The organism is Halococcoides cellulosivorans (assembly GCF_003058365.1).
Taxonomy (GTDB): Archaea; Halobacteriota; Halobacteria; order Halobacteriales; family Haloarculaceae; genus Halococcoides; species Halococcoides cellulosivorans.
Genome location: NZ_CP028858.1, coordinates 1719993 through 1745999 on the forward strand (window position 1 = coordinate 1719993; position 26007 = coordinate 1745999).

26 protein-coding genes and 1 tRNA gene are annotated in these 26007 nt (G+C 65.5%); 17 read left to right on the forward strand and 10 right to left on the reverse strand.

Going from position 1 to position 26007, the window contains the following annotated elements; translation table 11 throughout:
* Positions 1-15: 15 nt before the first annotated feature.
* From HARCEL1_RS08485 to HARCEL1_RS08505, 5 genes are all read left to right on the forward strand, one after another.
* On the forward strand, positions 16-2130 hold the full coding sequence (locus tag HARCEL1_RS08485) for a hypothetical protein (RefSeq protein WP_108382372.1): 2115 nt from the start codon (positions 16-18) through the stop codon (positions 2128-2130).
* Between the two features lie 48 nt (positions 2131-2178).
* Positions 2179-3921, forward strand: a complete 1743-nt coding sequence (locus HARCEL1_RS08490; RefSeq protein ID WP_159077069.1) for a flippase activity-associated protein Agl23 — start codon at positions 2179-2181, stop codon at positions 3919-3921.
* A 116-nt stretch (positions 3922-4037) separates the two neighbouring features.
* Positions 4038-7277 carry a carbamoyl-phosphate synthase large subunit gene (gene carB, locus HARCEL1_RS08495; RefSeq protein ID WP_108382376.1) on the forward strand — a complete coding sequence of 1080 codons (3240 nt, stop codon included), beginning with the start codon at positions 4038-4040 and terminating at the stop codon, positions 7275-7277.
* Between the two features lies 1 nt (position 7278).
* A complete protein-coding gene (locus HARCEL1_RS08500) occupies positions 7279-7950 on the forward strand; it encodes a DUF1405 domain-containing protein (RefSeq protein ID WP_108382379.1) in 672 nt (223 codons plus the stop codon).
* A gap of 22 nt (positions 7951-7972) precedes the next feature.
* The gene (locus HARCEL1_RS08505) at positions 7973-8836 is read left to right on the forward strand and encodes a TIGR01548 family HAD-type hydrolase (RefSeq protein WP_108382382.1); all 864 of its coding nucleotides are present in this window, start codon (positions 7973-7975) and stop codon (positions 8834-8836) included.
* A gap of 9 nt (positions 8837-8845) precedes the next feature.
* Here HARCEL1_RS08505 and hisB read toward each other — a convergent pair whose 3' ends face one another.
* The 4 genes from hisB to HARCEL1_RS08525 all read right to left on the reverse strand — a co-directional run bounded on the left by hisB (position 8846) and on the right by HARCEL1_RS08525 (position 11353).
* Positions 8846-9433 (reverse strand): imidazoleglycerol-phosphate dehydratase HisB, encoded by a 588-nt coding sequence (gene hisB, locus HARCEL1_RS08510; RefSeq protein ID WP_108382385.1) that lies wholly within the window; start codon positions 9431-9433, stop codon positions 8846-8848.
* Positions 9434-9492: 59 nt separating this feature from the next.
* Positions 9493-9678, reverse strand: coding sequence for a hypothetical protein (locus tag HARCEL1_RS08515; RefSeq protein WP_108382387.1), 186 nt, complete (start codon positions 9676-9678; stop codon positions 9493-9495).
* A gap of 124 nt (positions 9679-9802) precedes the next feature.
* Positions 9803-10264, reverse strand: coding sequence for a 30S ribosomal protein S19e (locus tag HARCEL1_RS08520; protein ID WP_108382390.1), 462 nt, complete (start codon positions 10262-10264; stop codon positions 9803-9805).
* A 60-nt stretch (positions 10265-10324) separates the two neighbouring features.
* Entirely contained in the window at positions 10325-11353 is a 1029-nt protein-coding gene (locus HARCEL1_RS08525) for a lysylphosphatidylglycerol synthase transmembrane domain-containing protein (RefSeq protein WP_108382393.1), read from the reverse strand.
* A gap of 114 nt (positions 11354-11467) precedes the next feature.
* Between HARCEL1_RS08525 and thiL the strand changes: the two genes are divergently transcribed.
* Entirely contained in the window at positions 11468-12331 is an 864-nt protein-coding gene (gene thiL / locus HARCEL1_RS08530) for a thiamine-phosphate kinase (protein WP_108384178.1), read from the forward strand.
* 25 nt (positions 12332-12356) lie between these two features.
* On the opposite strand, the gene HARCEL1_RS08535 is transcribed toward thiL, so the two are convergent.
* Positions 12357-13481, reverse strand: a complete 1125-nt coding sequence (locus HARCEL1_RS08535; RefSeq protein WP_108382395.1) for a site-2 protease family protein — start codon at positions 13479-13481, stop codon at positions 12357-12359.
* Positions 13482-13648: 167 nt separating this feature from the next.
* A complete protein-coding gene (locus HARCEL1_RS08540; RefSeq protein WP_108382397.1) occupies positions 13649-13900 on the reverse strand; it encodes a DUF7123 family protein in 252 nt (83 codons plus the stop codon).
* 269 nt (positions 13901-14169) lie between these two features.
* On the opposite strand from HARCEL1_RS08540, the gene pyrH reads away from it, so the two are divergent.
* The 4 genes from pyrH (at position 14170) to HARCEL1_RS08555 (ending at position 17889) form a co-directional block, all read left to right on the forward strand.
* Positions 14170-14844, forward strand: a complete 675-nt coding sequence (pyrH, locus tag HARCEL1_RS08545; protein ID WP_108382400.1) for a UMP kinase — start codon at positions 14170-14172, stop codon at positions 14842-14844.
* Positions 14841-16475, forward strand: a complete 1635-nt coding sequence (gene lysS / locus HARCEL1_RS08550; protein WP_108382402.1) for a lysine--tRNA ligase — start codon at positions 14841-14843, stop codon at positions 16473-16475. The genes pyrH and lysS overlap by 4 nt, the downstream gene beginning before the upstream one ends.
* 50 nt (positions 16476-16525) lie before the next feature.
* Positions 16526-16651, forward strand: a complete 126-nt coding sequence (locus HARCEL1_RS13870; protein WP_267894692.1) for a DUF7859 family protein — start codon at positions 16526-16528, stop codon at positions 16649-16651.
* Positions 16652-16794: 143 nt separating this feature from the next.
* Entirely contained in the window at positions 16795-17889 is a 1095-nt protein-coding gene (locus tag HARCEL1_RS08555) for an aminopeptidase (protein ID WP_108382404.1), read from the forward strand.
* A 347-nt stretch (positions 17890-18236) separates the two neighbouring features.
* Here HARCEL1_RS08555 and HARCEL1_RS13355 read toward each other — a convergent pair whose 3' ends face one another.
* From HARCEL1_RS13355 to HARCEL1_RS08575, 4 genes are all read right to left on the reverse strand, one after another.
* On the reverse strand, positions 18237-19091 hold the full coding sequence (locus tag HARCEL1_RS13355) for a hypothetical protein (protein ID WP_159077070.1): 855 nt from the start codon (positions 19089-19091) through the stop codon (positions 18237-18239).
* A gap of 584 nt (positions 19092-19675) precedes the next feature.
* A tRNA-Arg gene (locus HARCEL1_RS08565) sits at positions 19676-19749 on the reverse strand.
* Positions 19750-19843: 94 nt separating this feature from the next.
* Positions 19844-20923 (reverse strand): DUF373 family protein, encoded by a 1080-nt coding sequence (locus HARCEL1_RS08570; RefSeq protein WP_108382409.1) that lies wholly within the window; start codon positions 20921-20923, stop codon positions 19844-19846.
* Positions 20924-20955: 32 nt separating this feature from the next.
* On the reverse strand, positions 20956-21294 hold the full coding sequence (locus HARCEL1_RS08575; protein WP_108382412.1) for a ferredoxin: 339 nt from the start codon (positions 21292-21294) through the stop codon (positions 20956-20958).
* A gap of 155 nt (positions 21295-21449) precedes the next feature.
* Here HARCEL1_RS08575 and HARCEL1_RS08580 point away from each other — a divergent pair, with 155 nt between their 5' ends.
* The 7 genes from HARCEL1_RS08580 to HARCEL1_RS08610 all read left to right on the forward strand — a co-directional run bounded on the left by HARCEL1_RS08580 (position 21450) and on the right by HARCEL1_RS08610 (position 26007).
* Entirely contained in the window at positions 21450-21995 is a 546-nt protein-coding gene (locus tag HARCEL1_RS08580; protein ID WP_108382415.1) for an Rrf2 family transcriptional regulator, read from the forward strand.
* A 45-nt stretch (positions 21996-22040) separates the two neighbouring features.
* On the forward strand, positions 22041-22622 hold the full coding sequence (gene dcd, locus HARCEL1_RS08585) for a dCTP deaminase (protein ID WP_108382417.1): 582 nt from the start codon (positions 22041-22043) through the stop codon (positions 22620-22622).
* Positions 22619-23518 (forward strand): thiamine-phosphate synthase family protein, encoded by a 900-nt coding sequence (locus HARCEL1_RS08590; RefSeq protein ID WP_108382420.1) that lies wholly within the window; start codon positions 22619-22621, stop codon positions 23516-23518. Before dcd ends, HARCEL1_RS08590 begins: the two co-directional genes overlap by 4 nt.
* Positions 23519-24241: 723 nt before the next feature.
* Complete coding sequence (locus HARCEL1_RS08595) at positions 24242-24655, forward strand: universal stress protein (protein WP_108382422.1); 414 nt, start codon at positions 24242-24244, stop codon at positions 24653-24655.
* A 97-nt stretch (positions 24656-24752) separates the two neighbouring features.
* Entirely contained in the window at positions 24753-25034 is a 282-nt protein-coding gene (locus HARCEL1_RS08600) for a 50S ribosomal protein L44e (protein ID WP_108382424.1), read from the forward strand.
* Positions 25035-25036: 2 nt separating this feature from the next.
* Entirely contained in the window at positions 25037-25210 is a 174-nt protein-coding gene (locus tag HARCEL1_RS08605) for a 30S ribosomal protein S27e (RefSeq protein WP_108382426.1), read from the forward strand.
* Positions 25207-26007 (forward strand): translation initiation factor IF-2 subunit alpha, encoded by an 801-nt coding sequence (locus tag HARCEL1_RS08610; RefSeq protein WP_108382428.1) that lies wholly within the window; start codon positions 25207-25209, stop codon positions 26005-26007. The genes HARCEL1_RS08605 and HARCEL1_RS08610 overlap by 4 nt, the downstream gene beginning before the upstream one ends.

Below are 26007 nucleotides of genomic sequence, written 5' to 3' on the forward strand. Positions count from 1 at the left end.
GTAGAATACGATGCTATGGTCGAAGAGCCCGACAACGACGACCGGGTGTTCGATTCGATCGACAGCGGGTTCGATTCGATCGACAGACGGTCCGTACTGTACGCGCTGGGGGCGACCGGTGGCGCTGGCGTCTTTGGGTCGGGGCTGGCCACGGCGGCGAGTGACGACTCCACGACGACCCCGACACCCGACTTCGAGGTCGTCGAGACGTCGCTGGACGTGGGAACTGAGGGCCTCATCGGAAGCCACTACCGCAACGAGGTGTCGATCACCGTCGACGGGACGACGGTCCATCTGGAGGGCCGGATCGTCTACGATCGCACCGACGAGCCAACACTCGACGTGACCGTCATCGGCGGAACCCTGCTCGTGACCGTCGGGAGTACCCCCGGCGACGAGGATGAGACGGTCATCATGACCAGGTATACCGCCGAGATCGAACTCACGGGCGAACCGGAGACGGTCTACGTCGAACACGACCCGGCCGCCCCCGAGGTTTCCTATGCGAACAGCTGGCACGCCGATTCGGTGATCGTCTCCGACTCGATCGAGACCGTCGATCGCTCGGAAACGGATCTCGTCGGATCGACCGGCGTGACCGTCGAGGACACGCGCGTCCGGATCGACGGCCGACTGCTCGCGACCGCCGCCGACGATCCAACACTCGCCACGGCGTATCACGACGGTGATCTCGCGGTGACGATCGGAATCGACGGCGGGATGACCGCCGAGAGCCAGATCGACGAATCGATCCGATACGTCGCGACGATCGATCTCTCCGAGGCCCCCGACTCGGTCGACGTGGCCCACGATCGATCGCTCGTCGACCCCAAGCAGTCCCGCGTTCGCGTTCACTGGCCGGGCCCCGGCATCGTCGACCACTCGATCGAACGCACGGGCGTCGACGCGTCGAATCCGACGGATCGCGCTGCGATCACAGTCTCGGGGACGGACGTCACGATACGGGGCGAGATCGTCAGCGACGGGAAAAACGACCGACCGAAAGCGACGGCCCAATTCTCCGATGGAACACTCTCGGTCGACGTCGCGACCGCAGACGGTGTCGCGGTCTCAGACGACCTCGACGGCGACAGAGACGCCTGGGGAATCGAGTATCGCCAGGAGATCGCACTCGACTCGATGCCCGAGCAGGTCTACGTCGACCACGCCAACACTGCTGGACTCCGGTCGTGGCGGTCGGCGGGTGTCGAGGATACGACGATCGAAAAGACCGGCGAGACGATGCCCGGCCCGAACCAGGTCGAAGACGACGCGACGATCACCTGTAACGGTTCGACGGTCGAGATCACCGGCCAGATCGTCGCACCGGGTGGCGAGTGCTTCGAACCGTCGATCGAGGCGGCCACGAACGCAGATGGATCGCGCGCGTTCGTCCAGATCGGGACGGTCGCTCCTGTGGGTGCCGTCTGCGTCGAGAATCCCAGCGAAGTGGAATACGCGGCCAGCGTCGAACTGGCAGAGCCACCACAGACGGTGGCCGTCGTCCACGGCGATCGATCGAGCACGGACGGGACGCGAGGCTGGCGATTTCTCGAACGCTGGTGGGTCGATCCGATCGAGACGGTGACGACGACCTGGTTCGATGAGAGAGGCTGTACGCCCGACACGCCACCCGCGAGCGCGTCGATCACCGTCACCGACGCGACCGTTCGCATCGACGGGACGACGAGTTACGCACGGCAGTATCCACCACTCGCGGACGTGGCCGTCGACGACGGGCGAGTCGACGTTGGCTTCGCCCCGAAAGAGCCCGGGGCGAAAAATCTCCATACCGACTGTATCTACGCCGCGGACTACGCCATCGAGATCGAACTCGCGGACGCACTCTCGACCCTCAAACTCGCGTATTCGAGCCCCAACGGATCCGTCGAGAAACGGTGGCCCTCGACCGACCTCGATCCGGTCGACGGAACGGTGCCGGGCGATATCGACGGCGACGGCCTCCACGAAGATTTCTCGGGCGACGGCGAACTGAACTTCCCGGACGTGAACGCGTTCTTCCAGCACACCGAGACTGCGGCGGTCCAGGACCACCCCGACGCCTACGATTTCACCGGTGACGGCACGGTCGACTCACAGGACGTCCTCGCGCTGTTCGAGATGGTCTGACCGCCCACGACCGGAACGGATTTGCCCGCGCCCGCCGCTGAATCGAGCGTGAGGCTGCCCGAACGCGTCACCGGTCTGTGGACGCAAATTCGGCGGGCCGACGTCCGCGCCCTCGTCGGCGTGATCGTCGCGCTCGCACTCGTCGTTCGGCTGGTCGATCTGGGGACGCGGATGGCCCACTGGGACGAGGCTCGCGTGGCGTACTGGACGCTCCGAACGGTCGAGACCAGCGCGTGGGCGTACCGCCCGATCATCCACGGACCGCTGCTCCAGCACGTCGGCGGCGTCCTGTTCGAGGTCGTCGAACCGACCGATTTCGTCATACGCCTCCCGGTCGCGGTCGTCGGCGGTCTCCTCCCCGCGGTCGCGTTGCTGGTCCGGTCCAGACTCGACCGCCGGGAAGTCCTCGCGCTCGCGATGGTCCTCGCCGCCGATCCCGTTCTGGTGTACTACGGCCGATTCTTCCGGAGTGACGTGCCCCTCGCGGCGTTCGCCTTGCTCGCACTCGGCGCGGCGATCCGAGCGATCGACACCGACGACGCGCGCTGGTGGCCCGTCGTCGGCCTCGCGGCGGGACTTGCACTCGCGACCAAAGAGAACGCGATTCTCTACCCCGTCGCGTGGGCGGGCGCGGTGGTCGTAACGGTCGCACTCGCCCACCCCGCGATCGACCGGGCCGATACCGATCTCGGGCGCGCGCGAGACGGGATCGCAACGGTCGTCGACCACGCCCGGCGCGGGTGGCCCTGGCTCGTCGGCGGCCTCGCCCTCGCGGTCGGCGTCGTCGTGATCACGTACGCGCCCCGGACGGCGGGTCCGACCGGCGGGATCGAAGACCTGCTCGCCCACCCCGCATCGCTCGGGGCGATCCTCGACGCCGTTCTCGTCGACGCGCCCACAGACCTGATCGACCTCTGGGTCACCGGCGACGTTCGCGGCCACAGCGTCCCACTCTACCTTGGCTATGGCGTCGCGGTGCTGGTGGCTGGCTCGCTCGGGACGGTGCTGGCCGCGGCGGTCGGCGCGGCGCGCGACCGGCGACCGCTGGTCGTCTTCGCGACGGTCTGGGGCGTGGCGAGCGTCGTAGGCTACGCGGTCGCGGCCGACGTGCGCGCACCCTGGCTGGCGGTTCACGCGATCGTCGCGCTCGCGATTCCCGCCGCCGTCGGTCTCGCGAAGCTTTCGGAGCGTGTGTCCGATCGCGTCCGCAAAGCGACCGTGAGTGGCTGGCCCGAACTCCCCGACCGCACGACCGGCATCGACCGGCGATCCACACTCGCGGTGGCCCTCCTCACCGTCATCGCGGTCCACACCGCCGTCGTCGGGGGCGTCCTGGCCTACCAGCACCCCGAACCGCGCCTGAATTTCATCGCCCAGGGCGCCCAGCCTGGCGAGAACGCGAAACCGACGCTGGATCGGGTCGCGAGCGTCTCGGTCGACGGTCCCGAGGTAGCCTGGGTCGGCGGGTACGCGGTCCGCGACGAGCGCGCGACCCTGACCGCGCCCCCGCCGAGCGCGTGGTTCGAGCGCCTCCCGTTGCCGTGGTACGTCGAGCGCGCGGGCCTCGAACAGATCAGCGTCGCCGATCCCGCCGATCTGGACGACCCGCCGCCGGTCGTGATCGGCCCCGCCGCGGATCGCGACCGGTTCGCCCCCCTCCTCGACGGCTACGAGGTGACCACATTCGCGCGCTTCCGACACGGCAGCCCCCACACCTACCGGGTCGGGCCCTGGTCGTACACCGTCGAGGGCGAGTCCGCGGTGATCTGGATGGATCGCGACGTCGGGTGATCCGACGGGATCACCCGCCGACCGCGGGAAGGGTTGACATTCGATTTTCGAAATTCGCTTGCGAGGATCGTAACCTTTCGCCGGATTTATTACGATCAACGGGTTGAGAGCGGACAATGACAGCCGACAGTCGGCCCACAATATTGCTCATCGGCAGCGGACCGATCCAGATCGGACAGGCGGCGGAGTTCGACTACTCGGGCGCACAGGCCTGCCGGGCGCTCCAGGAAGAGGGCGCGCGCGTCGTCCTCGTCAACTCGAACCCCGCGACGATCATGACCGACCCCGAGATGGCCGACGCGGTCTATCTCGAACCGATCACGCCCGAGGCGATCGCAGAGATCATTCGCAACGAAGAGCCCGACGGCGTGATCGCCGGCCTGGGGGGCCAGACCGGCCTCAACGTCACCGCCGAGTTGGCCGAACAGGGCGTCCTCGAGGAACATAGCGTCGACGTGATGGGCACGCCCCTGGAGACCATCTACGCCACCGAGGACCGCGACGAGTTCCGCCAGCGCATGAAGAACCTCGATCAGCCGATCCCGCGCTCGGAGACCATCAAATCGATCGACGAGGTCGAAGACGCCGTCGATTCGGTCGGCGGACTCCCGGTGATCATGCGGACGACCTACACGCTCGGCGGGCAGGGCTCGGGCGTCATCAGTGAGATGGACGAACTCGAAGAGGCCACCCGGAAGGGCCTGCGCCTCTCGCGGGACGATCGCGTGATGATCACCGAGTCGATCGACGGCTGGGTCGAACTCGAATACGAGGTGATGCGCGACGCCGACGACTCGTGTATCATCATCTGCAACATGGAGAACATCGACCCGATGGGGATCCACACTGGGGAGTCCACCGTCGTGACGCCCTCGCAGGTCATCCCCGACGAGGGCCACCAGGAGATGCGCGACGTCGCGCTGGAAGTCATCCGCGATCTGGAGATCCACGGCGGCTGTAACATCCAGTTCGCGTGGCGCGACGACGGCACGCCCGCCGGGGAGTATCGCGTCGTCGAGGTCAACCCCCGCGTCTCCCGATCCTCCGCACTGGCCTCGAAGGCGACGGGCTACCCGATCGCGCGTGTCACCGCGAAGGTCGCGATGGGCAAACGCCTCCACGAGATCGACAACGAGATCACCGGCGAGACGACCGCGGCGTTCGAACCCGCGATCGACTACATCGTCACGAAAGTCCCGCGGTGGCCGATCGACAAGTTCCGCGACGTCGACTTCGAACTCGGTCCAGCAATGAAATCGACGGGTGAGGCGATGTCGATCGGGCGGACCTTCGAGGAGTCGCTGTTGAAGGCGCTCCGCTCCTCGGAGTACGACCCCGCAGTGGACTTCGACGAAGTCGACGACGAGACGCTTCGCGAACACTACCTCGAACGCCCGAGTCCCGACCGGCCCTATGCCCTCTTCGAGGCGTTCGATCGCGGCTTCACGATCGAGGAGGTCAACGCGCTCACGGACATCCGCGAGTGGTATCTCGAACGGTTCCAGCGGATCGCCGACGCCGCCCGCGCGGCCCAGGCCGGCGAGTTCCAGGAGGCTGCCGAACACGGCTTCACCGATCAGGAGATCACCGCCATCGCGGGCGGGGAGTTCCGCGATACGCACGCCTCCTGGCTGCCCGAGTTCGAGGAGAGCGACGAAGTCGACGCCGCGGTCGAGACCGACGGTGGCGCGGTCGATGACGCGACGGCGGACGACGGATCGCTGCTCGACACCGTCGACGACGCGACGATCGAACGCGACTACAAACTGGTCGACACCTGTGCGGGCGAGTTCGAGGCGACGACGCCGTATTACTACTCCTCGCGAGACCCCTATACCCCGCTCGAACGCGACGAGTTGCTCGTGAATCGTGATCTGGAGAGCGTCGTGGTCGTCGGCGGCGGTCCGATCCGCATCGGCCAGGGCGTCGAGTTCGACTACTGTTCGGTCCACGCCGTCCGCGCGCTCGAAGCAATGGGCATCGAGGCCCACGTCGTCAACAACAATCCCGAGACGGTCTCGACGGACTACGACACCTCGGACGGCCTCTTTTTCGAGCCGATCACCGCCGAGGAGGTCGCGGACGTCATCGAATCGACCGAGGCCGACGGCGTGATGGTCCAGTTCGGCGGTCAAACGTCCGTGGACATCGGCAAGCCCCTCGAACGCGAGTTGGAGCGTCGCGACCTCGACTGTGAGATCCTCGGGACGTCGGCGGACGCGATGGACCTCGCGGAGGATCGCGATCGGTTCAACCGCCTGATGGACGAGTTGGGCATCGATCAGGCCGAGGGTGGGACCGCGACGAGCGAATCGGAGGCGCTCGACCTCGCCAGCGAGATCGGCTATCCCGTGCTCGTCCGGCCCTCCTACGTGCTGGGTGGCCGTGCGATGGACGTCGTCTACAACGACGACGACCTGAAAACGTACATCGAGGAGGCCGTCCGGGTCAGCCCGGACAAGCCGATCCTCGTCGACGACTTCCTCGCGGACGCGGTCGAACTCGACGTCGACGCCGTCGCCGACGCCGCCGGCGAGGGTGGCGACGTGATCATCGGCGGCGTGATGGAACACGTCGAGACCGCCGGCGTCCACTCGGGCGACTCGGCGTGTATGATCCCGCCGCGCAGCCAGGAGATCAAATCGGTCATGCCGCGTATTCGCGAGGTCACCGAGGAGATCGCGCGCGAACTCGACGCCGAGGGCCTGCTCAACGTCCAGTTGGCGGTGCGTGACGGCACGGTGTACGTCCTCGAAGCGAATCCGCGCTCCTCGCGGACCGTCCCCTTTATCTCGAAGACGACGGGCGTCCCGATCGCGAAACTCGCCGCACGCGTCATGGCCGGCGCGGATCTCGCGGATCTCGACGTCGACGAGCGCATCCCCGATCAGGTCTCGATCAAGGAGGTCGTCCTGCCGTTCGACCGCCTGCCCGGCAGCGATCCCCGCCTCGGCCCGGAGATGAAATCCACCGGCGAGGTCATGGGCACCGCCGGAAGCTTCGGGAAGGCCTACCAGAAAGCCCAGATGGCCGTCGGGAAAGCGATTCCGCTGGAGGGCCGGGCGATCGTCGACCTGCCGGTCATCGGCTTCGAAGCACATTACGAGACCCTCGCCGTCGACGACTTCGAGTCGGTGGACGCGGCCGTCGAGGCGATCCGCGACGAGGAGATCGACGCGGTGTTCTCGCGGAACCGCGCGTTGCTCGAAGCGTGTGTCGAGGAGTCGGTCACCTACTTCTCGACGCGAGAGAGCGCCGAGGCCGCGCTCGAAGCGATCGAGTCCGCGGACGAACCGATGAACGTCCAGCCCATCGGTGACCGCCCGACCGATCGCCGCGAGTGGGGTCGGGAGTAAGATGACGGCGCGCGGGCGCGTGCGGTCGACGATCGAGCGGACGCGCGGATCGCCGTTGCCCGCCGCCGCGGTCCGGCCGTATCTGGAGGGCCAGTTCGAACTCGCTGGCCTCCTGGCCGCCAACGGGATCGCCTTCCTCGTCGGGTTGCAGTACTACGCCGCCTCGTTCGACCAGGTGCATTTCCTCACGTGGTGGCTCTTTGCCGACTCGCCGGTCGCGCTCGCACTCGGGACGGTCGCGCTCGCGACGATGATCCCGAGCGCGGGTTCGCGCGCAAAGCGCCAGACCGGACAGCTGTCGGCGGTGATCCACACGCTCGCCGTCGTCGCGCTCGTGTTCACGGGGGTCTGGACGACGATCGTCGTCGGGTGGGGATGGGCGACGACCACGACGTACGCGCCCAGTGAGGCGCTGTTTTTGATCCTCACGCACCTCGGGTTCGTCGTCGAGGCCGCACTTTTGGCGCACGTGGGCACGACCGATCGGATCGCACTCGGGATTGGCGGACTGTTCGTCGGCGTGACGCTCTACTTCGACTACGTCCTCGGCCATCACCCACCGATTCCGTACCCCGACGGCGGATCGGTCGCGCTGATCGGTGCGCTGATCGTCGCCCCGCTCGCGCTCGGTGCGGCGTGGTGGTGGCTGCCCCGCAGGACGCAAGCGGTTTGATCGTCGCGTGCCGAGCGCAGGTATGCAGACCGAAGCCGTCGTACTCGACATCGACGGCGTGTTGATCGACGTCGAGAACTCCTACCGGCGGGCGATCGTCGAGACCGTCGACATCGTCCTCGGTGAGTCACCGCCCACCGATCTCATCCAGGGGCTCAAAGACGCGGGCGGGTTCAACAACGACTGGCTCGTCACCGACGGGCTGGCACTGTACGTCCGCTCGCGACGGGCGGGCCTCGATCTCGATCCCGAGGCGTTCGCCGAACGCGTCGCGGCCGCTGGTGGTGGCATCGAGGGCGTCGAGTCGGCCCTGCGCGAGACCTGTGACGACGCCGAGACGGTTCTCGACGCCTGGGATCCCGACCGCCTGCGCGAGGTCTTCCAGCAGTTGTATCTCGGGCCCGAGCGCTATCGCGAGATCGAAGGGCGTGAGCCCGATCTCGACCGCGCGGGTGGGTTCATCGAAGACGAACCACTGCTGGTCGACCCGGCGACGATCGATAATCTACAGTCGCGATTCGCGGTCGGCGTCGTCACCGGTCGGCCCGCCGCCGAAGCACAGATCGCGCTCGATCGGGTCGGCCTCGACCTGCCTGCAGAGCTGGTCTACACGATGGACGACTGGGCGGGCAAGCCCGACCCCACGGCGTTGATCGCGATCGCCAAGGCCACCGACAGCGCGTCGGTCGCGTTCGCGGGCGACACTCTCGACGACGTGCGCACCGCCCGGAACGCCGACCGTGCCGACGCACGCACCTACCACGGGATCGGCGTCCTCACCGGCGGGCTGACCGGCCAGTCGGGCCGCGAGAAATTCGAGGACTGTGGGGCGGACGCCGTCGTGGACGACGTGAACGCACTGCCCGGCCTGCTCGACCGGCCGTGAGCGGTCGGCCTACAACTCGCCTTTCGTCGAGGCGACCGCGCTGCGACGCTCGTCGATCCGCGTCGCGTCGTCGAGGGCGCGCGCGAGGCCCTTGAAGATCGCCTCGGCCTCGTGGTGGGCGTTCTCGCCATCGACCGTGACGTGCAGCGTGAGGCCCGCGTTGGTCGCGAGCGACCGACAGAAGTGGGCGATCAACTGGCTGTCCATCCCGCCGACGGTCGCCGCCGAGAACGACCCCTCGAACGACGCGTAGGGCCGACCCGAGACGTCGAGGACGACGCTGGCGACGGCCTCGTCTAAGGGCACCCGTCGGTCCGCGAACCGCTCGATGGCGCGTTTCTCACCCAGCGCGTCGTCGATGGCCTCACCGAGGACGATCGCGACGTCCTCGACGGTGTGGTGGGCGTCGACGCCCAGATCGCCGTCCGCGTGGACCGTCAGATCGAACAGCGCGTGTGTCGCCAACGCGTCGAGCATGTGATCGAAAAAGGCGTTTCCAGTCTCGACGGTCGAATCGCCCGCCCCGTCCAGATCGATCGTCGCCTCGATCGACGTTTCCGCCGTCTCGCGTGTGATCGCCGCCGTGCGGTCGGTCATACCGGGGCCACACGAGGCGCGTACAAACAGATTGTGGTCGGCCCGCGGAGGCGTCCTGCTCAGGCCTCGGGTGTCGGGCGAACGCGCGATCGCCAGTACAGCAGGCCAGCACCGACCAGGCCGACGGCCAGTGCGGCCACGCCGCCCGCGACCGGCCGGCCAGCCAAGACGCCGAGACCGTTCACGAGCGCTGCGAGGACGACGAGGGCGACGAGCGCTCGCCCGTCGGCCGGCGGCGGATCCATACGTGGAGGTATCGGAGCAGGAGTGAAAAGAGTCGACCAAGCGGCCAGACTGGCCGACTCGGATCGGCCGACGACGGCCGATCGAAGCGATATCGGTCGACTGAAAGCGACGGGGAAAACCGCGTTAGGCGTAGCGTTCGAGTTCGGGGCGATCGAGGTCCTCGATGACCTCGGTCGCGGTCTCGTCGAGCAGTTCCTGCCCGTCGGCGGTGATGCGGCGGCCACTCGATTCGGTCGTCTCGACCAGCCCAGCGTCTTCGAGTTGCTGGCAGATCGTCCGAATGACGTTGCGACTGCCGTCGGTCGAACTCGCCGGGCGGACCTGGTATCGGTTCGAGCCACCCTTGGAGTCGCCGTAGTACGTCGAGAGCGATCCGATGCCGACCGGGCCGTCCATGCCGACCTTGCGGATGATGCTCGCCGCACGGCGCGTCCAGAAGTCGTCCTGTTCGGGCGGGAGTTCCCGACCGACGCCGCTCTTTGCGAACTCGATCCACTCGGGCGCGTCGATGTCGTCGACCGTCGCGAGGTGGTCCGCGACCGCCTCGATGACGGGTTCGGCGGGTGCGTCGTAGACTGTCGCCATTGGGGTCGAATATCCGACGCCGTCATTTAAGCGCGTCGTTCGGGTGTTCGAACGAGGCGGTCACGCGATGCCGCGTCGGACGCCCACCAGCGTCGTGATCGTCCAGCCAGCGAGTGTCGTCCCCCAGTAGGTGATCCCGCGGTGGATCACGACCGCAGCGGTCGCAGCGGCCGGACTCGCCGCCGTCAAGGAGAGAATCAACCCGACGGTCCCACTCTCGACGGGGCCCGTCCCGCCGGGGAACGGCGTCATCCCGAGGATACTCGCCAGCGGGATCACGACGAGCACCGCAACCACGGGCACGGTCGTCCCGATCGCGACCAGGGAGAGCCACAGCGACATCGACAGCGCGAACCACCCGATCGCAGAGAGGACGCTGGCGCGCACGAGCGTCGCGGGATCCGAGGCCACCCGGTCGATCGAGTCGAAAAAGCGGCCGATCCGCCGGCGGACGTTCGCGCGACTCGGCGGGGTGACCCGGGGGACGATCCCGACGATCCGCCGGACGACGCCCGGAACGACCCGCTCGGCCTGTCGCTCGATCTCGTAGCGATACCGCCAGCCAGCGACCGCCGCGAGGACGAACCCGAGACAGAGCACCGTCACCGCGACGAGCCCCGCGACGAGGTTCTGATCGCCCGCCACGACGCGCGTCCCGAACACGCCCAGCCCGACGATCGCGAACCCGATCGAGGGCATGAAGTGCAACACGTCGATGCTCGCGATGGCGGCCAGCCCGGTCTCGTACTCGCAGTCGGTCGCCTTCGAAATGAGGAGGGCCGAGACCGGTTCGCCGCCGGCCTGGCCGAAGGGCGTGACGTTGTTCGCAAACATCGCCCCGGTGAACACGCCGATCGCCCGGAGCGGCCCGATCCGGACGCCCATCGCGCCGAGGACGGCCTGCAGCGCCAGGCCCCACGCCGACAGCCACACCGTCGCGGCGACGACCACCGCGAGCACGACCGATGGGCGAGCCTTCTGGAACTCGGTGATGACGTCCTCGGCCCCGACGAGGGCGAGCAGCGCAGCGAGCACGAGGACGGCAGCCCCGAACCCGACGAGGGTGGGCCAGCGCTCGGAATCGCTCACGACGGTCGAAGGCCCGAGACGGGCTTGAATGCACCGGTGGGCCACCGTGACTCGACGGTCGCAACGAACGGCGACGACCGGTGGGGCCAAGTGGCGACGCGTCCACCGCCCGATATGGACGAACGGGCGGCGCTCGCGATGATCACCGACCAGATCGACGAGGCCGGCGACGACGCCGCGATCGTCGACGGGACGGCGATCACCATCGACATGCTCCACGACAGCGCGGACTTCCCCGCGGGCGTCACCGACCGGACGATGGGGTGGCGATCGGTCGCCGTCTCGCTGTCCGATCTCGCCGCCGTCGGGGCCGATCCCGTCGGGGCCGTCGCGGCCTACGGCGCACCGACGTTCTCCGAGGGCGCACTCACGGCGTTCGTCACGGGCGCACGCGAGGTCTGTGACGCGGTCGGCACCGAGTACGTCGGTGGCGACCTCGACTGTCACGACGAGCGGACGATCGCGACCGCCGCCGTCGGCCGCGTCGACCATCGCGTCGGACGCGCGGGCGCGACGCCCGGCGACGCGGTCTGTGTCACGGGGTGCCTCGGCACGGGCGCGGCCGCGTTCAAACTGTTCGAGACCGGCAAAATCGAGCGCGCGAACCAGTTGTATCGATTCTCCCCCCGTATCGCGGCCGGGCGCGCACTCGCGCCCGTCGCGACCGCGATGATGGACAGTAGCGACGGTCTCGCTCGATCGCTCCACCAGATCGCCGCCGCGAGCGACTGTGGGATCACGATCGAGGGGGACCTCCCGATCGATCCCGCACTGAGGGAGTTCGCAGACACCGACCGTCTCGCGACCACGTTCGGCGAAGACTTCGAGTTGATCGTGACCCTGCCCGAAGACGCCATCGACGACGCCAGAGCACGCGTCCCCGTCGATCTCACGCGGATCGGGACGGTCACCGAATCAGGCGTCACCCGCGACGGCGACCCGCTCCCCGACGAGGGCTACGTCCACGACCCAGACTGATTCGCCAGGTACGACCGGAGACGAGTCAGGGGCCGACGATCGTCATCGGCACGGGCATCACACACGCGATCCCGACCAGCAAGACCGCGACGGCGACCGCCTGACGTCGCGGATCGAGATCCCGATCGCGGATCGGCGTCGCGGGCCCGACCGCACCGACGAGGATCGTGAGCACGCCCCAGATGATCCAGACGCTCACGCCACTCAGGCCGACCTCGGTCGTCGAATAGACCGTCGCGGCGAGCCCAAAGAGGGCCGCCGGGACGAGTGCGCCGACGGTCTCCTGGCGCGGGCCGAACACCGCCCGCGAGACGTGCCCGCCGTCGAGTTGGCCCACCGGGAGGAGATTGAGCATCGTCACGAGCGCGCCGACCCAGCTGGCGAGCAAGATCGGGTGGTGTTGGCGATCGAGGAAGACGCCAGTCTGGTCGGCCCCGAACCCGAGCGCGAGGAGGTGATGCAAGAGGGGGTAGCCCAGGTCGATTTCGATCGAATTCGACGCCTCCGCGACCGACTGGGGGACCGTGATCGGATCCATCGCCAGCCCGATGACCGCGACGACGACGGTTGCGACGAAGCCAGCGAGCGGCCCCGACGCGCCGATATCGAACAGCGCATCCCGGTCGGGGATCGGCCCGCGAATCCGAATGACCGCGCCGAGCGTACCGATGAAACTCGGCACTGGAATGAAGTAGGGCAGACTCGCGTCGACGCCGTGGTATCGACTCGCGAGGTAGTGCCCGAACTCGTGAACGCCGAGGATGCCGAGCAAGGCGACGGTAAACGGCCACGCCGCGAGCAGATCCAGCGGGGACTGGAGGTCGGTGTAGTACCACTGACTCCCCGCGAACAGCGTCGAGACGACCGTCAGCACGAACAAGAGGAGATTGAGCCAGGGGATCCCGTCGAGTCCGGCTTCGCTCGGACGCGCTTCGAGGGCAACACGCGGGGGCGTCCCGCTGGAGACCCGCCGGACGGTCACGTCGTATCCGCGGAAGGCGTCCTGAGCGGCGGACTCAAGGCGGTCAAGGGGCACGGCGGGCCGACCGTAGTACCGGACGACCCGGCCCTCGCGCTCGATGGTCTCGACTCGGAGGATCGACCCGATCCGGCCGGGCGTGGGCGCGCCGTCCGGCAACCGCTCGTCCATACAGCCGACTCGCCCCACGCCGTAAAAACGTCGGCGGTGGTCAGAGGCCCCCAGGGGACGGGGCCACCACTCGGGAGTCAGGCGAATCGAAAATTTGACCGTTACGCGTGCCGGGCACGAAAGCGCACTCGCCGTCGCCAGCGGGGGATTCGCTGTCGATCAGCGGGTCAGTTCGGTTCGACACGCCACGTCGTCGCGGACGTATACGACCACTTTTCGATTTCGAGGGTCGTCGCTGAATCACTGAGTTTGACCATCAACGCCCCGATTTCCTTCGGAGAGAGCCCGACCTCGTCCGCGATGAACTTGCTTTTGAAGTAGAGTTCCCCGTCGCGCGCCTTGCGTTCGAGGTAGTCTTTGAGCCGCCGTTCCTTGCTCGCGGGTCGGTCGTCGCCGTTCGCAGCGGTGGTCGTGCTCATCTGTTCTCGTCCAATCCATACCGCTTCACCCCCATATACCGAGCCGATGCTTCGGGCCCTTTCGGCTCACGATCGAGAAAAACGGGGTGAAAGCGGACCTCCAGGACGTTTTATTGGGGCCCGAGACGTTTTATAGAGTCCTCTAAGCGTTTCTTTTGTATAATTCTACTCCGAAATGATGTAGTCGCGACACTGGCGGGCATCCTGAGCGGCCGACCGCAATCCCGGTGAAACAACGCTTAAGGGACGGCTACCGTTACTCGGATCCGATGAACACCGTCATATCGCTCGGCGGAAGCGTGCTCGCCGCGGATCTCGATCCAGAGCGGTTCCGGACCTACGGCGACCTCGTCGCGGATCTGGCCGCCGATCACCGCCTCGCGGTCGTGACCGGCGGCGGCCCGACCGCGCGGGAGTACATCGGGACCGCGCGCGAGTTGGGCGCCAACGAGACCGATCTCGACGCGTTGGGCGTGGCCGTCACGCGACTGAACGCCCGATTGTTGATCGCCGCCGTCGGATCGCCGGCCCATCCGACGGTCCCGACGGGGATCGATCGCGCCCGCGAGATCCACCGGACCGGTGACGTCCCGATCATGGGTGGGACCGTCGCCGGCCACACGACCGACGCCGTGGCGGCGAGTCTCGCAGAATCGGTCGACGCCGACCGCCTCGTGCTCGGGACGAGTGTCGACGGCGTCTACTCGGGCGATCCAAACGTCGAAGAAGACGTCGAGAAGTTCGACCGGATCGATGCAGGCGATCTCGTGGGGCTGATCGCAGAGATCGACCTCGACGCCGGAAGTAACGCCCCGGTCGACCTGCTGGCCGCGAAGATGATCCAGCGGTCGGGCATCGAGACGGTCGTCTGTGACGGGTCAGACCCCGCGATCGTGCGCGCGGCGGCGACCGGCGACGCACCCGGGACGGTCGTCGAGCCATGACGGACCCGTTCGCCGTCTTCGACGATCACGATCGAACACTGTGGGTCGACGCCGTCGCGGACGCCATCGAAGCGCGCGATCCCGACGAGCCGATCGTCATCAAAGGCGGCGTCTCGCCGTCGGGCGTCCCCCACATCGGCCACGCCAACGAGATCCTCCGCGGCGCGTTCGTCGCCGAGCGGTTGCGCGAGCGCGGCCACGACGTTCGACAGCTGTTCACGACCGACGATCGCGACCGCTTGCGGGCCGTCCCGCGGACGCTCGCGACGCTCGACGGTGAGATCGTCGGCCTCGACGCCGTCGACGCGGGCGCGCTCGGGCGGAATCTCGGGCGGCCCTACACCGACGTGCCAGATCCGTTCGGCTGCTGTGACTCGTATGGCGCACACTTCACGCAGATCCTCGAATCGATCGCCGACCGGTTGGGCGTCTCGATGGAGGTGGTCTCGAACACCGCGAGCTACGAAGCGGGCGATTTCGACGACGCCATCGAGACGGTGCTGGGCGATCTCGACCGGGCGCGATCGGTGCTCGGCGAGTACCAGGACGGCGTCGGCGAGGAGACGATCCCGTTTCAGGCGCTGTGTGAGTCCTGTGGGATCCTGACCGACGGGATCGAGTCAGTCGATCTCGATGCTGGGACGGTCACGTACACCTGCGAGGACCTCACCGTCGGCGATCAGACGATCGAGGGGTGTGGCCACGAGGGTCAGGCCGCGCTCTCGGAGGGGAAGTTACCCTGGCGATTCGAGTGGCCCGCCCAGTGGGCGCTGTACGGCGTCGATTTCGAGCCGTTCGGCAAGGATCACGCCGAAGGGTCCTGGCCCAGCGGGGAGCACGTCGCACGCGATGTCTTCGACATCGATCCGCCCGTGCCGATGGTCTACGAGTGGTTCACCGTCGACGGCGACGCGCTGTCCTCCTCCAGCGGGACGATCGTCACCGTCGACGAAGTGCTCGACGTGCTCGAACCCGAGGTCGTCCGGTATTTCTTCCTCAAAGACCCCACGACCCAGCGGGACTTCTCGATCGCACATCTCGACCAGTTGGTCGACGAATTCGACCGCCTGGAAGCCGTCTACCACGGAGCGGCGGAGGCCGACGAGGACGAACGGGCGTACGCCGAGCAGGCCTATCCCCTCCTGGTCGAGGATCCGGACGCCGAACGCGTGCGGATCCCGTATACGTTCGCCGCTGTGCTCGCGATGACCGACGATCCCGAACTCAGAGAGACGATCGCGCGCCGCGAGGGCCACATTCCCGACGACGCCAGCGACGCGGTCGTCGACGACGCGCTCGCGCGGGTCGAACGCGCTCGCGAATGGACCCGCCGGACCGACAACGCGTTCAACTACGATCTCAAGCGCCAGGAGCGCCCGGCGGTCGATCTCACGCCCGGCGTCGGTGCCGCGCTCGACCGGATCGCTGACGCCGTCGCGAGCGAGGCCGACGGTGAGCACATCCAGGAAGAGATCTACGAGGCCGCCGACAGCGAGGGCGTCGAGGTCCAGGCCGTCTTCGAGGCCGCCTACCGCCTGCTGTTCGACAAACCCGAGGGCCCGCGACTCGGGCCCTTCCTCGCGGCGCTCGACCGGGCGTTCGTCGTCGACCGATTGCGACGCGAGGCCTGAACCCACCCCCGATCGAACGGTTTAATCCGGTGAGGCCGTGACGTACTGACATGGTCGATTTCAATCCGGTGCTGTGGGGGATCGTGGCGGTCCTTCTCGGATTCATCTTTTTCGTGTATCTGTTTATCCGACGTATCGTCACGAGTTTCTTCGAGGGGATGCGCGGCGGGAAGTAGCGTCGCCCTTGCGACGGGAAGTAGCGTCGCCCTTGCGACGGGAAGTAGCGTCGTCTCTGCGCGACAGCGCGAAGTAGCGTCGCCCGGGGAACCAGTCGCCCGCGCGGCGAAACTCGTTTGAGCGTGCCGGCAGTGGCGGCGGTATGGACCCCCGGATTCGCGAACACGCACAGATCGTCGTCGATCACTCCGTCGGGATCGAGGCGGGCGACGAGGTCGTCATCGACGCTCACCCCGTCGCCGACGACCTCGTCACGGCGCTCGTCGAGGCCTGCGCCGAGCGCGGGGCCCACCCGCTCGTGATCCAGGAACGCCTCGGCAAGCGCTTTCTGCGATCGTATCTCCGGAACTTCGAGGGCGCATTCGAGACGCCCGAGCACGTTCGGGCGCTCTACGAGGCGATGGACGCCTACATCGCGATCCGCGGTGGGGCGAACGCCACCGAGACCGCAGACGTCGATCCCGACCGCCGGAGTGCCTACGACCGGGCGATGCAGCCACTCCTCGAAGAGCGTCTGGGCAAACAGTGGTGTCTCACGCAGTACCCCTCGGACTCGCAGGCCCAACTCGCGGGCATGAGCACCGAAGCCTACGAGACGTTCGTCTGGGACGCCGTCCAGCAGGACTGGGCCGCCGTCCACGAGCGCCAGGAGCAACTGGTCGACGTGCTCGAAGCGGGCGACGAGGTCCACCTCCAGGTCGGCGAGGAGACCGATCTCCGCCTGTCGATCACGGACAATCCCGCTCAGAACGACTCGGGCGAGCACAACCTCCCCGGCGGCGAGGTGTTCACGGCCCCGATTCCGGACAGCGTCGAGGGCCGCGTGCACTTCGACAAGCCGCTCTACCACCAGGGGCGAGAGGTCACCGACGTCCGCCTCGAATTCGAAGACGGCGAGGTCGTCGAGCATTCCGCCGGCAAGAACGAGAGCGTGCTCACCGAGGTGCTGGAAACCGATCCGGGCGCGCGCCGGATCGGTGAACTCGGGATCGGGACGAACCGCGACATCGACCGCTTTACGTACAACATGCTGTTCGACGAGAAGATGGGCGAGACGGTCCACCTCGCGGTCGGGCGGGCGTACGCGGACTGTGTCGCTGAGGCGAACGAGCGCAACGATTCGGCGGTCCACGTCGATATGATCGCCGACACGAGCGAGGACGCACTCATCGAGGTCGACGGCGACGTGATCCAGCGCGACGGGACCTTCTGGTACGAGGACGGGTTCGAGGGCTAGCGCGGGTGCGGTGGTGGTGGGGTTGTTTGGTCGGCATACGGTGAGCGAAGCAAGACTTGATCGGTGCGAGACGCGAAAGAAGTTTCAATACCAAACATAACCCATTTTATGCTCTCGGCAATCAGCTCAATTACGGTGATTCGCGGTCGGAGTGGGTACAAGACGCCATTCGGCTAAAATTGAACATTCTTGAAGCCAAAAGCGGCGAAAAGGCCGACCAAAGAGTTTACGAGTTCGTCTTCGAACAGTTCAGCGTGAAAAGGACAGACCCCATAAATAATTACTGTTATAATGTTTCCCACAATGTTTTATCATAGATTAATGTATACCTATATGATTATGAAGTGCTATTCAATATCAAATATCTTAGATAGGTCGATCTCAGCCGGTTTTTGCGAAATATCGTCCGGAATGGCTTCAACTTCTGATGGCTCAAGCCGCGCGATTCCAAATTCAGGAAAATAATTATCTTGATGTAGAGGTGTATTTCTAATGGGTCGTTCGATTCCCACATCAGCTTCATCCATAATTTTTAATAATTCACGTATATTCATCTGATACTCTTGAAGCTGGCCAGACTTGAGTGCAATAGGTCCAGCAGCCTTTGAAAAATTCAAAGAGTCTGGATTTGCATTATTCATTGTCCTAATGTGGTTGTATAAGTCTGAATTTGAGATATTCTCCAACAATTCGACCATTTGCGGATCCATGACCCTTCCATAGGTGCCCAATACATCCTCAATATCATTAGATAGCTTTTCATGACTTATATTTAACCACTCTATCCAAGGTCTTTTTCCGCTTGTTGAATCTTCTGCAGACCAATCCGCATTCCCAATAGTTTCTGACAAATCCCGATTATACAATTCAATCCACGTTTGAGGCAATTCACCGAATTTAGTTCTTTTACCTGCAGTATACAGATGTGACATCATAACCAAATGGTCGGCCAGAGATTCACTCAATTGATCTAACGCAATCTGACGAATTTTATTTTCTTTGTTTAGTTCTTTTTTGTATAGTTCTCTGCGCACAACTAATGACGTTAAGAAAGACGCAAACAACGCTAAATTGAGTTGTCCCAACATATTTATCACATTTGTAGGCATATATTTGGTGCCAGCCACCGTAGTGACAAATACCAATATAATTACAGATAAAAGAATGAGATATGGCCTGTCTTCATCATCTAAGAGTGTCATGTGGGTGTGTATCGCCCATTCCTAATTAAAACTGGTCTTGAATAATTGTTGGTTGGACTAGCTATTTTGCATCCGACCTAAGATCAACGAGCCGATCGGGCAATTTTTACCCATTGAGACCAGTCTCGAACAGTCATACTCGGAGATCCCAACTCAGGGATCCCCTCATCGGGGTCGTTGCTCACACCCGTCGCTTCAAAGAATTCGAGCGAGCCACCGAAAGTTTGACATAGGAGGTATTGAACTCACAATCACACTAATCACTTCGCTCGCGGTCTCACCGTTCGCATTCGGAGGCTCTAGTTCGTTCGAGATCCTCTTTGCCCGTTCCCTGATTCGAATCCCCGATGGACCGCCCGCATACGGCGGCCGCAGGCCGCCGTTTCACTGCGAGCGGGCCTGTGGCCCGCGAGCAGGTCTTTTTGGTCCAGCTTTTTCGAGGAGTGGTCGCCGAAGGCGACCCGACGACGAAAAAGGTGGTCGGGCACGGTGGGATTCGAACCACGGTCACTCCACTCGCTTCGCTCGTTCCGTTCCCTGATTCGAATCCCCTGCGTGCCGGTTCGCTCCCGATGGTCGCTGCACGGGCACGGTGGGATTCGAACCCACGACCGTCGGATTAGAAGTCCGACGCTCTGTCCGACTGAGCTACGTGCCCCCTGGCCGAGGATTCGCGTGGCAATGCAAAAACCGTGTGGATCGCCGGCCCGTACGCGGGCCGATCACCGCCCGGTGGGGCCATCGCGTCGCGATTAACTCGCTTCCTCTCTGGAGCGCGCGTCCGCGACGGCGAAGGCGAACGTGCTCGCGAGGCCGAGCATGAGCCCCGCCGTCACCATCACGAACAGGTAGTTCTGGGTGGCCGACCCGGTGATCCACCCGCTGGCGGCGTGGATCGCGCCCGCGATCGCGACGATGTAAAACGGCGCGTTGAGGTGTCGCCACTCGAAGGTGCCCCGGAGATAGCCGTCGACGACGCGGCCCGAACTGCTGACGATGCCGGCGGCGGCGATCCAGACGACGGCGGCGTTGACGACCGCCGCGAGGCGACGCCCGACGACGAACACGTCGAGTTCCGTCGGCGGTGGCGCGAGTTCGTTCACGCCGATGACGACGCCGACGATGCCGAGCAGGCCCGCGACCAGCGAGGTGATGAGCGTCACCCGACCGGCATAGAGTGCGGACTGCAGTTGGTCGACGGCCTCGTCGAGACGCTGTTCGAGACCGAGGCCGCGAGCGATGAGGTAGAGTCCGAACAGTCCGGACGCGACGCCGAACACGTCACCGGGGAAGTTGAGCGCGTTCGCGAGCACCGAGAGCGGGTAGATCAACAGGACGATCCCGAGCGGGATCAGCACGGTCCCACGCGTCTCGGGGTCGGCGATCACCTGCTTGATCGTATAATACATCGATTCGAGGTCCTGGGCCTGCCGGACGACCACGCGACGGACGCCGTCGATCTGGACGCGCGAGCGGACGACCGGGACGACGCTCTCGTCTTGGGCGCCATCGGTGACCAACAACGCGCGCGCGTCGCCGTCGGTCGAGAGACCGTCGAGGACGGCGTCGAGTTCCTCCCCGACTGCGCGATTGGCGGCGACGTCCGAGCCCTCGGTGCCCGTGATCGCCGCGACCGCGACGGTCTCGTTCGGGTCGATCCGGTCGTAGATGTTGACCCCCTCGAACAGGACGTTCAGATCGCTGTCTTCGGCGTCGGCCGTCGCGAGCGACACCGCGGCGTCACGGACCGCGTCGCGACCGACGACCGGGGTGGACACGTCAGTCTTCCGCCCGAGGTCGTCGTCGAGATCGACACACAGCACCAGCAGCATCCACCGGTCGTAGCACGCCCGGGGTCAAAAGGCTACTCGCGTGACCACTCCAGACTCGGCTCGCCCGTCCCCTCGGGATCGGGCGCGATCTCCTCGCCCGTCCGACGGTCGATAACGTGGATCACGCCCGCGCCGCCTTTCGCCGGGCAGGCCTCAGCGGCGTCGACGTTCTCCGCCACGGACGATTCGTCGACGAAGTACGTCTCGGGGACGGCGATCCCGGTGTCGAAATCCAGCGACCAGGTCTCCGAGACGGCCGCACACTTGCCCGCGCCGATACAGAGGTTCGCCTCGAACAGGAGTTTGTAGGGCTTCTCGTCGATCGGCGGCGCGTCGGACTCACCGATCGACATCGGGTCGAGGTCGCTCATACGATCGGTTGGACACCCCACGACAACGGTCTATCGGTCCCTGCGACCGTCGCCGGTGTCGAACCAGCACCCGCTGGTGCGCGATCGAACGCTATCTTTCGATCGCCGGAACCGACAGAAAAATATTTATTCAATGCCCAGTTAATACTTAGCACATGGCCTCGATCGACCTCACGGTCAGCCAGGAGACGGTCCTTCGGGCGTTGACGGACCTCAACCGGGAGACAAGCGAGCCGGTCAAAGGCGAGCGGATCGCTGACCGGGTCGACCGCGACCCCGGAACGGTTCGCAATCACATGCAGAGCCTGAAGGCCCTCCAGTTGGTGCGAGGGATTCCGGGCCCGAAAGGCGGGTATCAACCGACGACAGACGCCTTCGAGGTGCTGGATTGCCAGCGTCTCGACGGGGCGGTCGAGACCCCGCTGCGGCGGAACGGAGAAACAGTCGAGGACCTCGTCGTGACGGACATCACACTCGCGAACGTCCACGACCCCGAGGGCTCGCGCGCGACGGTCTCGGTCGAAGGGTCACTCGATCGCTTCGAGGGCGGCGATCGCGTCGCAGTGGGGCCGACACCGGGCGCTGGCGTCTCCGTGCGCGGGACGATCACCGCGACAGATCGGTCGGGCCGTGAACTCGTCCTCGAAATCGAGTCCGTCGGGACCGAAGCCGTCGACGTCGCGCGCCCCGCCGCGCCCTGACGGTCGATCGGGGGGTTTTAGCGGGGGCCAGACCATCCGAGCGGTATGATCCTCTCCGACGGAGACATCCGCCGCCGGCTGGACTCCGGCACCCTCGAAATCGAGCCGCTGGCCGATCCAGACCTCCAGATTCAGCCCGCGAGCGTCGATCTCCGACTCGGCCGGGAGTTCCTCGAATTCCGGCACACGAACATTCCCTGTATTCATCCAGACAGCGAACAGGAAGTCGCTGACTACGTCGACGAGACCAGGGTCGATTCGGGCGAGGAGTTCATCCTCCACCCCGGTGATTTCGTGCTCGGCACGACCGTCGAGCGCGTCACCGTTCCGGACGACCTCATCGCCCACGTCGAGGGCCGTTCCTCGCTGGGTCGGCTCGCCGTCGTCGTCCACGCCACAGCGGGGCTGTGCGATCCGGGGTTCGAAGGGAAGATTACGCTCGAACTGTCGAATCTCGGGACCGCACCGGTCGCGCTCACCCCGGAGATGCGGATCTCACAACTCACCTTTACTCAGTTGACGAATCCCGCCGAGCGCCCGTACGGCGAGGAGCGCGGCTCGAAATACCAGGGCCAGACCGGGCCACAGGCCTCTCGTATCCAGAGCGACGACGAGTTCGACCGATGAAGTTCGTCGAGGAGGTCGTCGTCGAGTCCGTGCTTCCGACGGTCCGATCGCTGCTGGCCGAGGCGCTCGCTGATCGCGGGCGCACCCAGCGGGAAGTCGCTGACCTGCTGGGGATCAGCCAGAGCGCGGTCTCGAAGTACGTCCACGGCGAGATCGATCGGAACGAACGCGTCCAAAGCGACGACCGCGTCGTCGCACTCGTCGAGGAGTTGGCCGACGGCCTCGCGAACGGCGAGATCAGCCAGGTACAGGCGCTCGTCGAACTCGAAGTGCTGATTCGCCAGCTCGAACGCGGCGACCTCATCGCGGAGTTGCACACCGAGGCGATGCCCGCGCTGGCCGACGCCGACGCCGATTTCACCGACGTGCACGACCCGGAGAGTCGCCTCCGCCAGACCGAGCGCGTGCGTGGGTCGGTCCGGCGCGGTCTGAGTCGGCTCGAACACACCGCCGGCTTCGGCGCGGCGGTCCCACAGGTCGGCTCCAACCTCGTCGAGTGTCTCCCGGCGGCGGCCGACCTCGCGGACGTCTGTGGCGTCCCCGGGCGGATCTTCGAGGTCGGCGGGCGGGCCGTCGTCCCCGACGACCCCGAGTTCGGCGTCTCCGAACACGTCGCCTCGATTTTGCTCGCCGCCCGATCGGCGGGCCATCCCGCGCGCGCGGCACTCAACGTCCGGTACGAGCCAGCCCTGCTCGATCGCCTCGATAGCACGGGCGCAACGGCCGTCGCGTTCGACCCCGAAGCCGATCGGGACGCAGCGATCGCCGCGGCCCTGGCCGACGACCCCGACGCCGACGTGCTCTATCAGACCGGCGCGTTCGGTATCGAGCCGATTCTGTACGTGCTGGGCGCGGACGCCTCGGCGGTCGCTGACCGCGTCGCGTCGTTCGTCTGAGCGACGGACCGGCGACTCAGGACTGAAAAACGGGGATCGAAATGGCCCGACCAGTCACGACGGGCAGTTAGCGCACGATGCGTCGTTTTCGCCGGACAGTGACCGCCAGTCAGTACACGACGACCGCACAGCGGTCCTGACCGGGACGGTCGATCGACATGGAGACCGACATCTCTTCACTTTCCTCGTTGGGGCTTCGTTTGATGGAGGGCATCGACAGAATCTACAACGTCCGGCAATATATTACTTTGGTATCGAGTAAAGTTTCGGCCAGAGTCGGAGCGTGGCTGTCGATCACGAACTGTCTCGAAAGAAATCCGCGGACGGGGGTGCCGCGGACGGGGGTGCCGCGGACGGGGAAACCTGTGGACTCTGGGGAGGGCCGACGCGCCAGCGGGTCGGTCTCAGGGTTCGACGACGGCACAGGAGTCGCGCCCGGGCCGGTCGACGGAGTGGTCGACGCTGCGATTCTCGAAGCGATCCGATCGGGGGGTGGTCAGTCCGAACATGGGTACTTCCACGTATGGACCGGTGGTATATATTTTTTCGGGTTCGAGTAAATCCATCGCCAGTCGGTATCATCCGGCCGAAGTCTTTCGATTTCCCGGATGAAGGTGGCAGAGTGATCGGTCGACCGGTTGCCCGAGGCTGGCCGACTGCTGGCAGAAATCATCGGCAATAGTTGTGACCACATCTATTACCCACCAGAAAGTAGACCACCCCATGTTTCGCAACATTCTCGTCGCGACCGACGGCAGCGACCACGCCAAAAACGCCGTCGATTATGCGTGTCATCTCGCGGAACGGTACGAATCGACCGTCCACGCGGTGTTCGTCGTCGACACGAACGTGACGGGCGAACCGGCGCTGAGCAGTGGCGAAGTGCTGGTGAGCGAACTCGAAGATTACGGTCGTGACGTGCTCGACGAGGTGCTCGAAACGGCCGAATACAGAGCGATCGACTGCGAAATCGCACGACGACACGGGACGCCCCACGAGGCCATCGTCGCTGAAGCCGACGACGTCGACGCCGACATCATCGTGCTCGGCTATCAGGGCACGTCGGCGGCGAGCGCCGTCGGGTCGACGGCGAGTCGCGTCATGCGCGCGACCGACCGACCGGTGTTGACCGTTTGATCGGCTCCGGCCGTCCGATCGGGAATCGAGTGCCGACCACCGCGAACCGTAGGGGGTTTATGGGCCGCTATCCAACCCGCGGGCAGGACGATCATCTATGGAGATGCCACGCCGGTTTAATACGTACTGCCCTCACTGCAACGAACATCACGAGCACGAGGTCGAGAAGGTCCGAACGGGCCAGGCCTCCGGAATGACGAAAGTCGACGGTCGACAGAGCGAACGCCAGTCGGGCATCGGGAACGACGGCAAGTTCTCGAAGGTCCCCGGTGGGGACAAACCCACCAAGAAGACCAACCTCAAGTACCGCTGTAGCGATTGCGGCAAAGCCCACCTCCGCGAAGGATGGCGCGCCGGCCGACTCAAATTCCAGGACTGACCATGCCCGGCAATTTCATTCAGATCACGTGCCCGGACTGTGAGAACGAACAGGTCGTCTTCGAGAAGGCCGCCAGCGAAGTCTCGTGTGCGGTGTGTGGACACACGCTCGCTCGCCCGACCGGCGGTCTCGCCGCCGTCGAAGGTGAGGTCACCGAGGTCGTCGAGTCACGATGAAGTACAGCGGCTGGCCCGACCCGGGCGAACTGGTCGTCGGGCGGGTCGAGGAGATCGAAGACTTCGGTGTGTTCGTCGACCTCGTCGAGTACGAGGACCGCGAAGGCCTCTCGCATATCAGCGAGGTCGCCAGCGGGTGGATCAAAAACGTCCGCGACCACGTCAGCGAAGACCAGCGCGTCGTCGCGAAGGTCCTCGACGTCGACACGTCGGCCCAGCAGATCGACCTCTCGCTGAAAGACGTCAACGACCACCAGCGCAAAGACAAGATCCAGGAGTGGAAAAACGAGCAGAAAGCCGACAACTGGATGGAGTTGGCGTTCGGTGAGGACGTCGACGAGGACACCTACACCGCCGTCGCGAACGCCCTGCTCGCGGAGTTCGGCTCGATGTACGACGGGTTCGAACAGGCCGCGATCCACGGCCACGAAGCGCTCGAAGAGAGCGATCTCTCCGAGGATCGGATCGACGCCATCGTCGAGACCGCTCGCGAGAACGTCTCCGTCCCGTACGTGACGGTCACGGGCTACGTCGACCTGACGAGTGCCGCCCCCGACGGCGTCGAGGTCATTCGCGAGGCCCTGGAGGCCGCCGAGGGCAACGGCGCAGTGCCCGAGGAGGTCGAACTCGAAGTCACGTACGTCGGATCGCCGGAGTACCGCATCCGCGTCAAAGCGCCCGACTACAAGACCGCCGAATCCCACCTCGAAGAGAGCGCCGACCGCGCCGCCGCGAACATCGAGGCGGCGGGCGGCGAGGCGACCTTCCACCGGGACCGACGCTCCGACGAGGAGTAA

Coding starts and splice junctions, on each gene's coding strand:
- HARCEL1_RS08505 (WP_108382382.1), top strand. CDS start 7,973: ATGCAGACCGAAGCCGTCGTACTCGACATCGACGGCGTGTTGATCGAC.
- HARCEL1_RS08605 (WP_108382426.1), top strand. CDS start 25,037: ATGCCCGGCAATTTCATTCAGATCACGTGCCCGGACTGTGAGAACGAA.
- HARCEL1_RS08515 (WP_108382387.1), bottom strand. CDS start 9,678: ATGGATCCGCCGCCGGCCGACGGGCGAGCGCTCGTCGCCCTCGTCGTC.
- HARCEL1_RS08535 (WP_108382395.1), bottom strand. CDS start 13,481: ATGGACGAGCGGTTGCCGGACGGCGCGCCCACGCCCGGCCGGATCGGG.
- carB (WP_108382376.1), top strand. CDS start 4,038: ATGACAGCCGACAGTCGGCCCACAATATTGCTCATCGGCAGCGGACCG.
- HARCEL1_RS08540 (WP_108382397.1), bottom strand. CDS start 13,900: ATGAGCACGACCACCGCTGCGAACGGCGACGACCGACCCGCGAGCAAG.
- HARCEL1_RS08595 (WP_108382422.1), top strand. CDS start 24,242: ATGTTTCGCAACATTCTCGTCGCGACCGACGGCAGCGACCACGCCAAA.
- HARCEL1_RS08570 (WP_108382409.1), bottom strand. CDS start 20,923: ATGCTGCTGGTGCTGTGTGTCGATCTCGACGACGACCTCGGGCGGAAG.
- HARCEL1_RS08600 (WP_108382424.1), top strand. CDS start 24,753: ATGGAGATGCCACGCCGGTTTAATACGTACTGCCCTCACTGCAACGAA.
- HARCEL1_RS08500 (WP_108382379.1), top strand. CDS start 7,279: ATGACGGCGCGCGGGCGCGTGCGGTCGACGATCGAGCGGACGCGCGGA.
- pyrH (WP_108382400.1), top strand. CDS start 14,170: ATGAACACCGTCATATCGCTCGGCGGAAGCGTGCTCGCCGCGGATCTC.
- HARCEL1_RS13870 (WP_267894692.1), top strand. CDS start 16,526: ATGGTCGATTTCAATCCGGTGCTGTGGGGGATCGTGGCGGTCCTTCTC.
- HARCEL1_RS08485 (WP_108382372.1), top strand. CDS start 16: ATGGTCGAAGAGCCCGACAACGACGACCGGGTGTTCGATTCGATCGAC.
- HARCEL1_RS13355 (WP_159077070.1), bottom strand. CDS start 19,091: ATGACACTCTTAGATGATGAAGACAGGCCATATCTCATTCTTTTATCT.
- thiL (WP_108384178.1), top strand. CDS start 11,468: ATGGACGAACGGGCGGCGCTCGCGATGATCACCGACCAGATCGACGAG.
- lysS (WP_108382402.1), top strand. CDS start 14,841: ATGACGGACCCGTTCGCCGTCTTCGACGATCACGATCGAACACTGTGG.
- hisB (WP_108382385.1), bottom strand. CDS start 9,433: ATGACCGACCGCACGGCGGCGATCACACGCGAGACGGCGGAAACGTCG.
- HARCEL1_RS08575 (WP_108382412.1), bottom strand. CDS start 21,294: ATGAGCGACCTCGACCCGATGTCGATCGGTGAGTCCGACGCGCCGCCG.
- HARCEL1_RS08520 (WP_108382390.1), bottom strand. CDS start 10,264: ATGGCGACAGTCTACGACGCACCCGCCGAACCCGTCATCGAGGCGGTC.
- HARCEL1_RS08580 (WP_108382415.1), top strand. CDS start 21,450: ATGGCCTCGATCGACCTCACGGTCAGCCAGGAGACGGTCCTTCGGGCG.
- dcd (WP_108382417.1), top strand. CDS start 22,041: ATGATCCTCTCCGACGGAGACATCCGCCGCCGGCTGGACTCCGGCACC.
- HARCEL1_RS08590 (WP_108382420.1), top strand. CDS start 22,619: ATGAAGTTCGTCGAGGAGGTCGTCGTCGAGTCCGTGCTTCCGACGGTC.
- HARCEL1_RS08555 (WP_108382404.1), top strand. CDS start 16,795: ATGGACCCCCGGATTCGCGAACACGCACAGATCGTCGTCGATCACTCC.
- HARCEL1_RS08610 (WP_108382428.1), top strand. CDS start 25,207: ATGAAGTACAGCGGCTGGCCCGACCCGGGCGAACTGGTCGTCGGGCGG.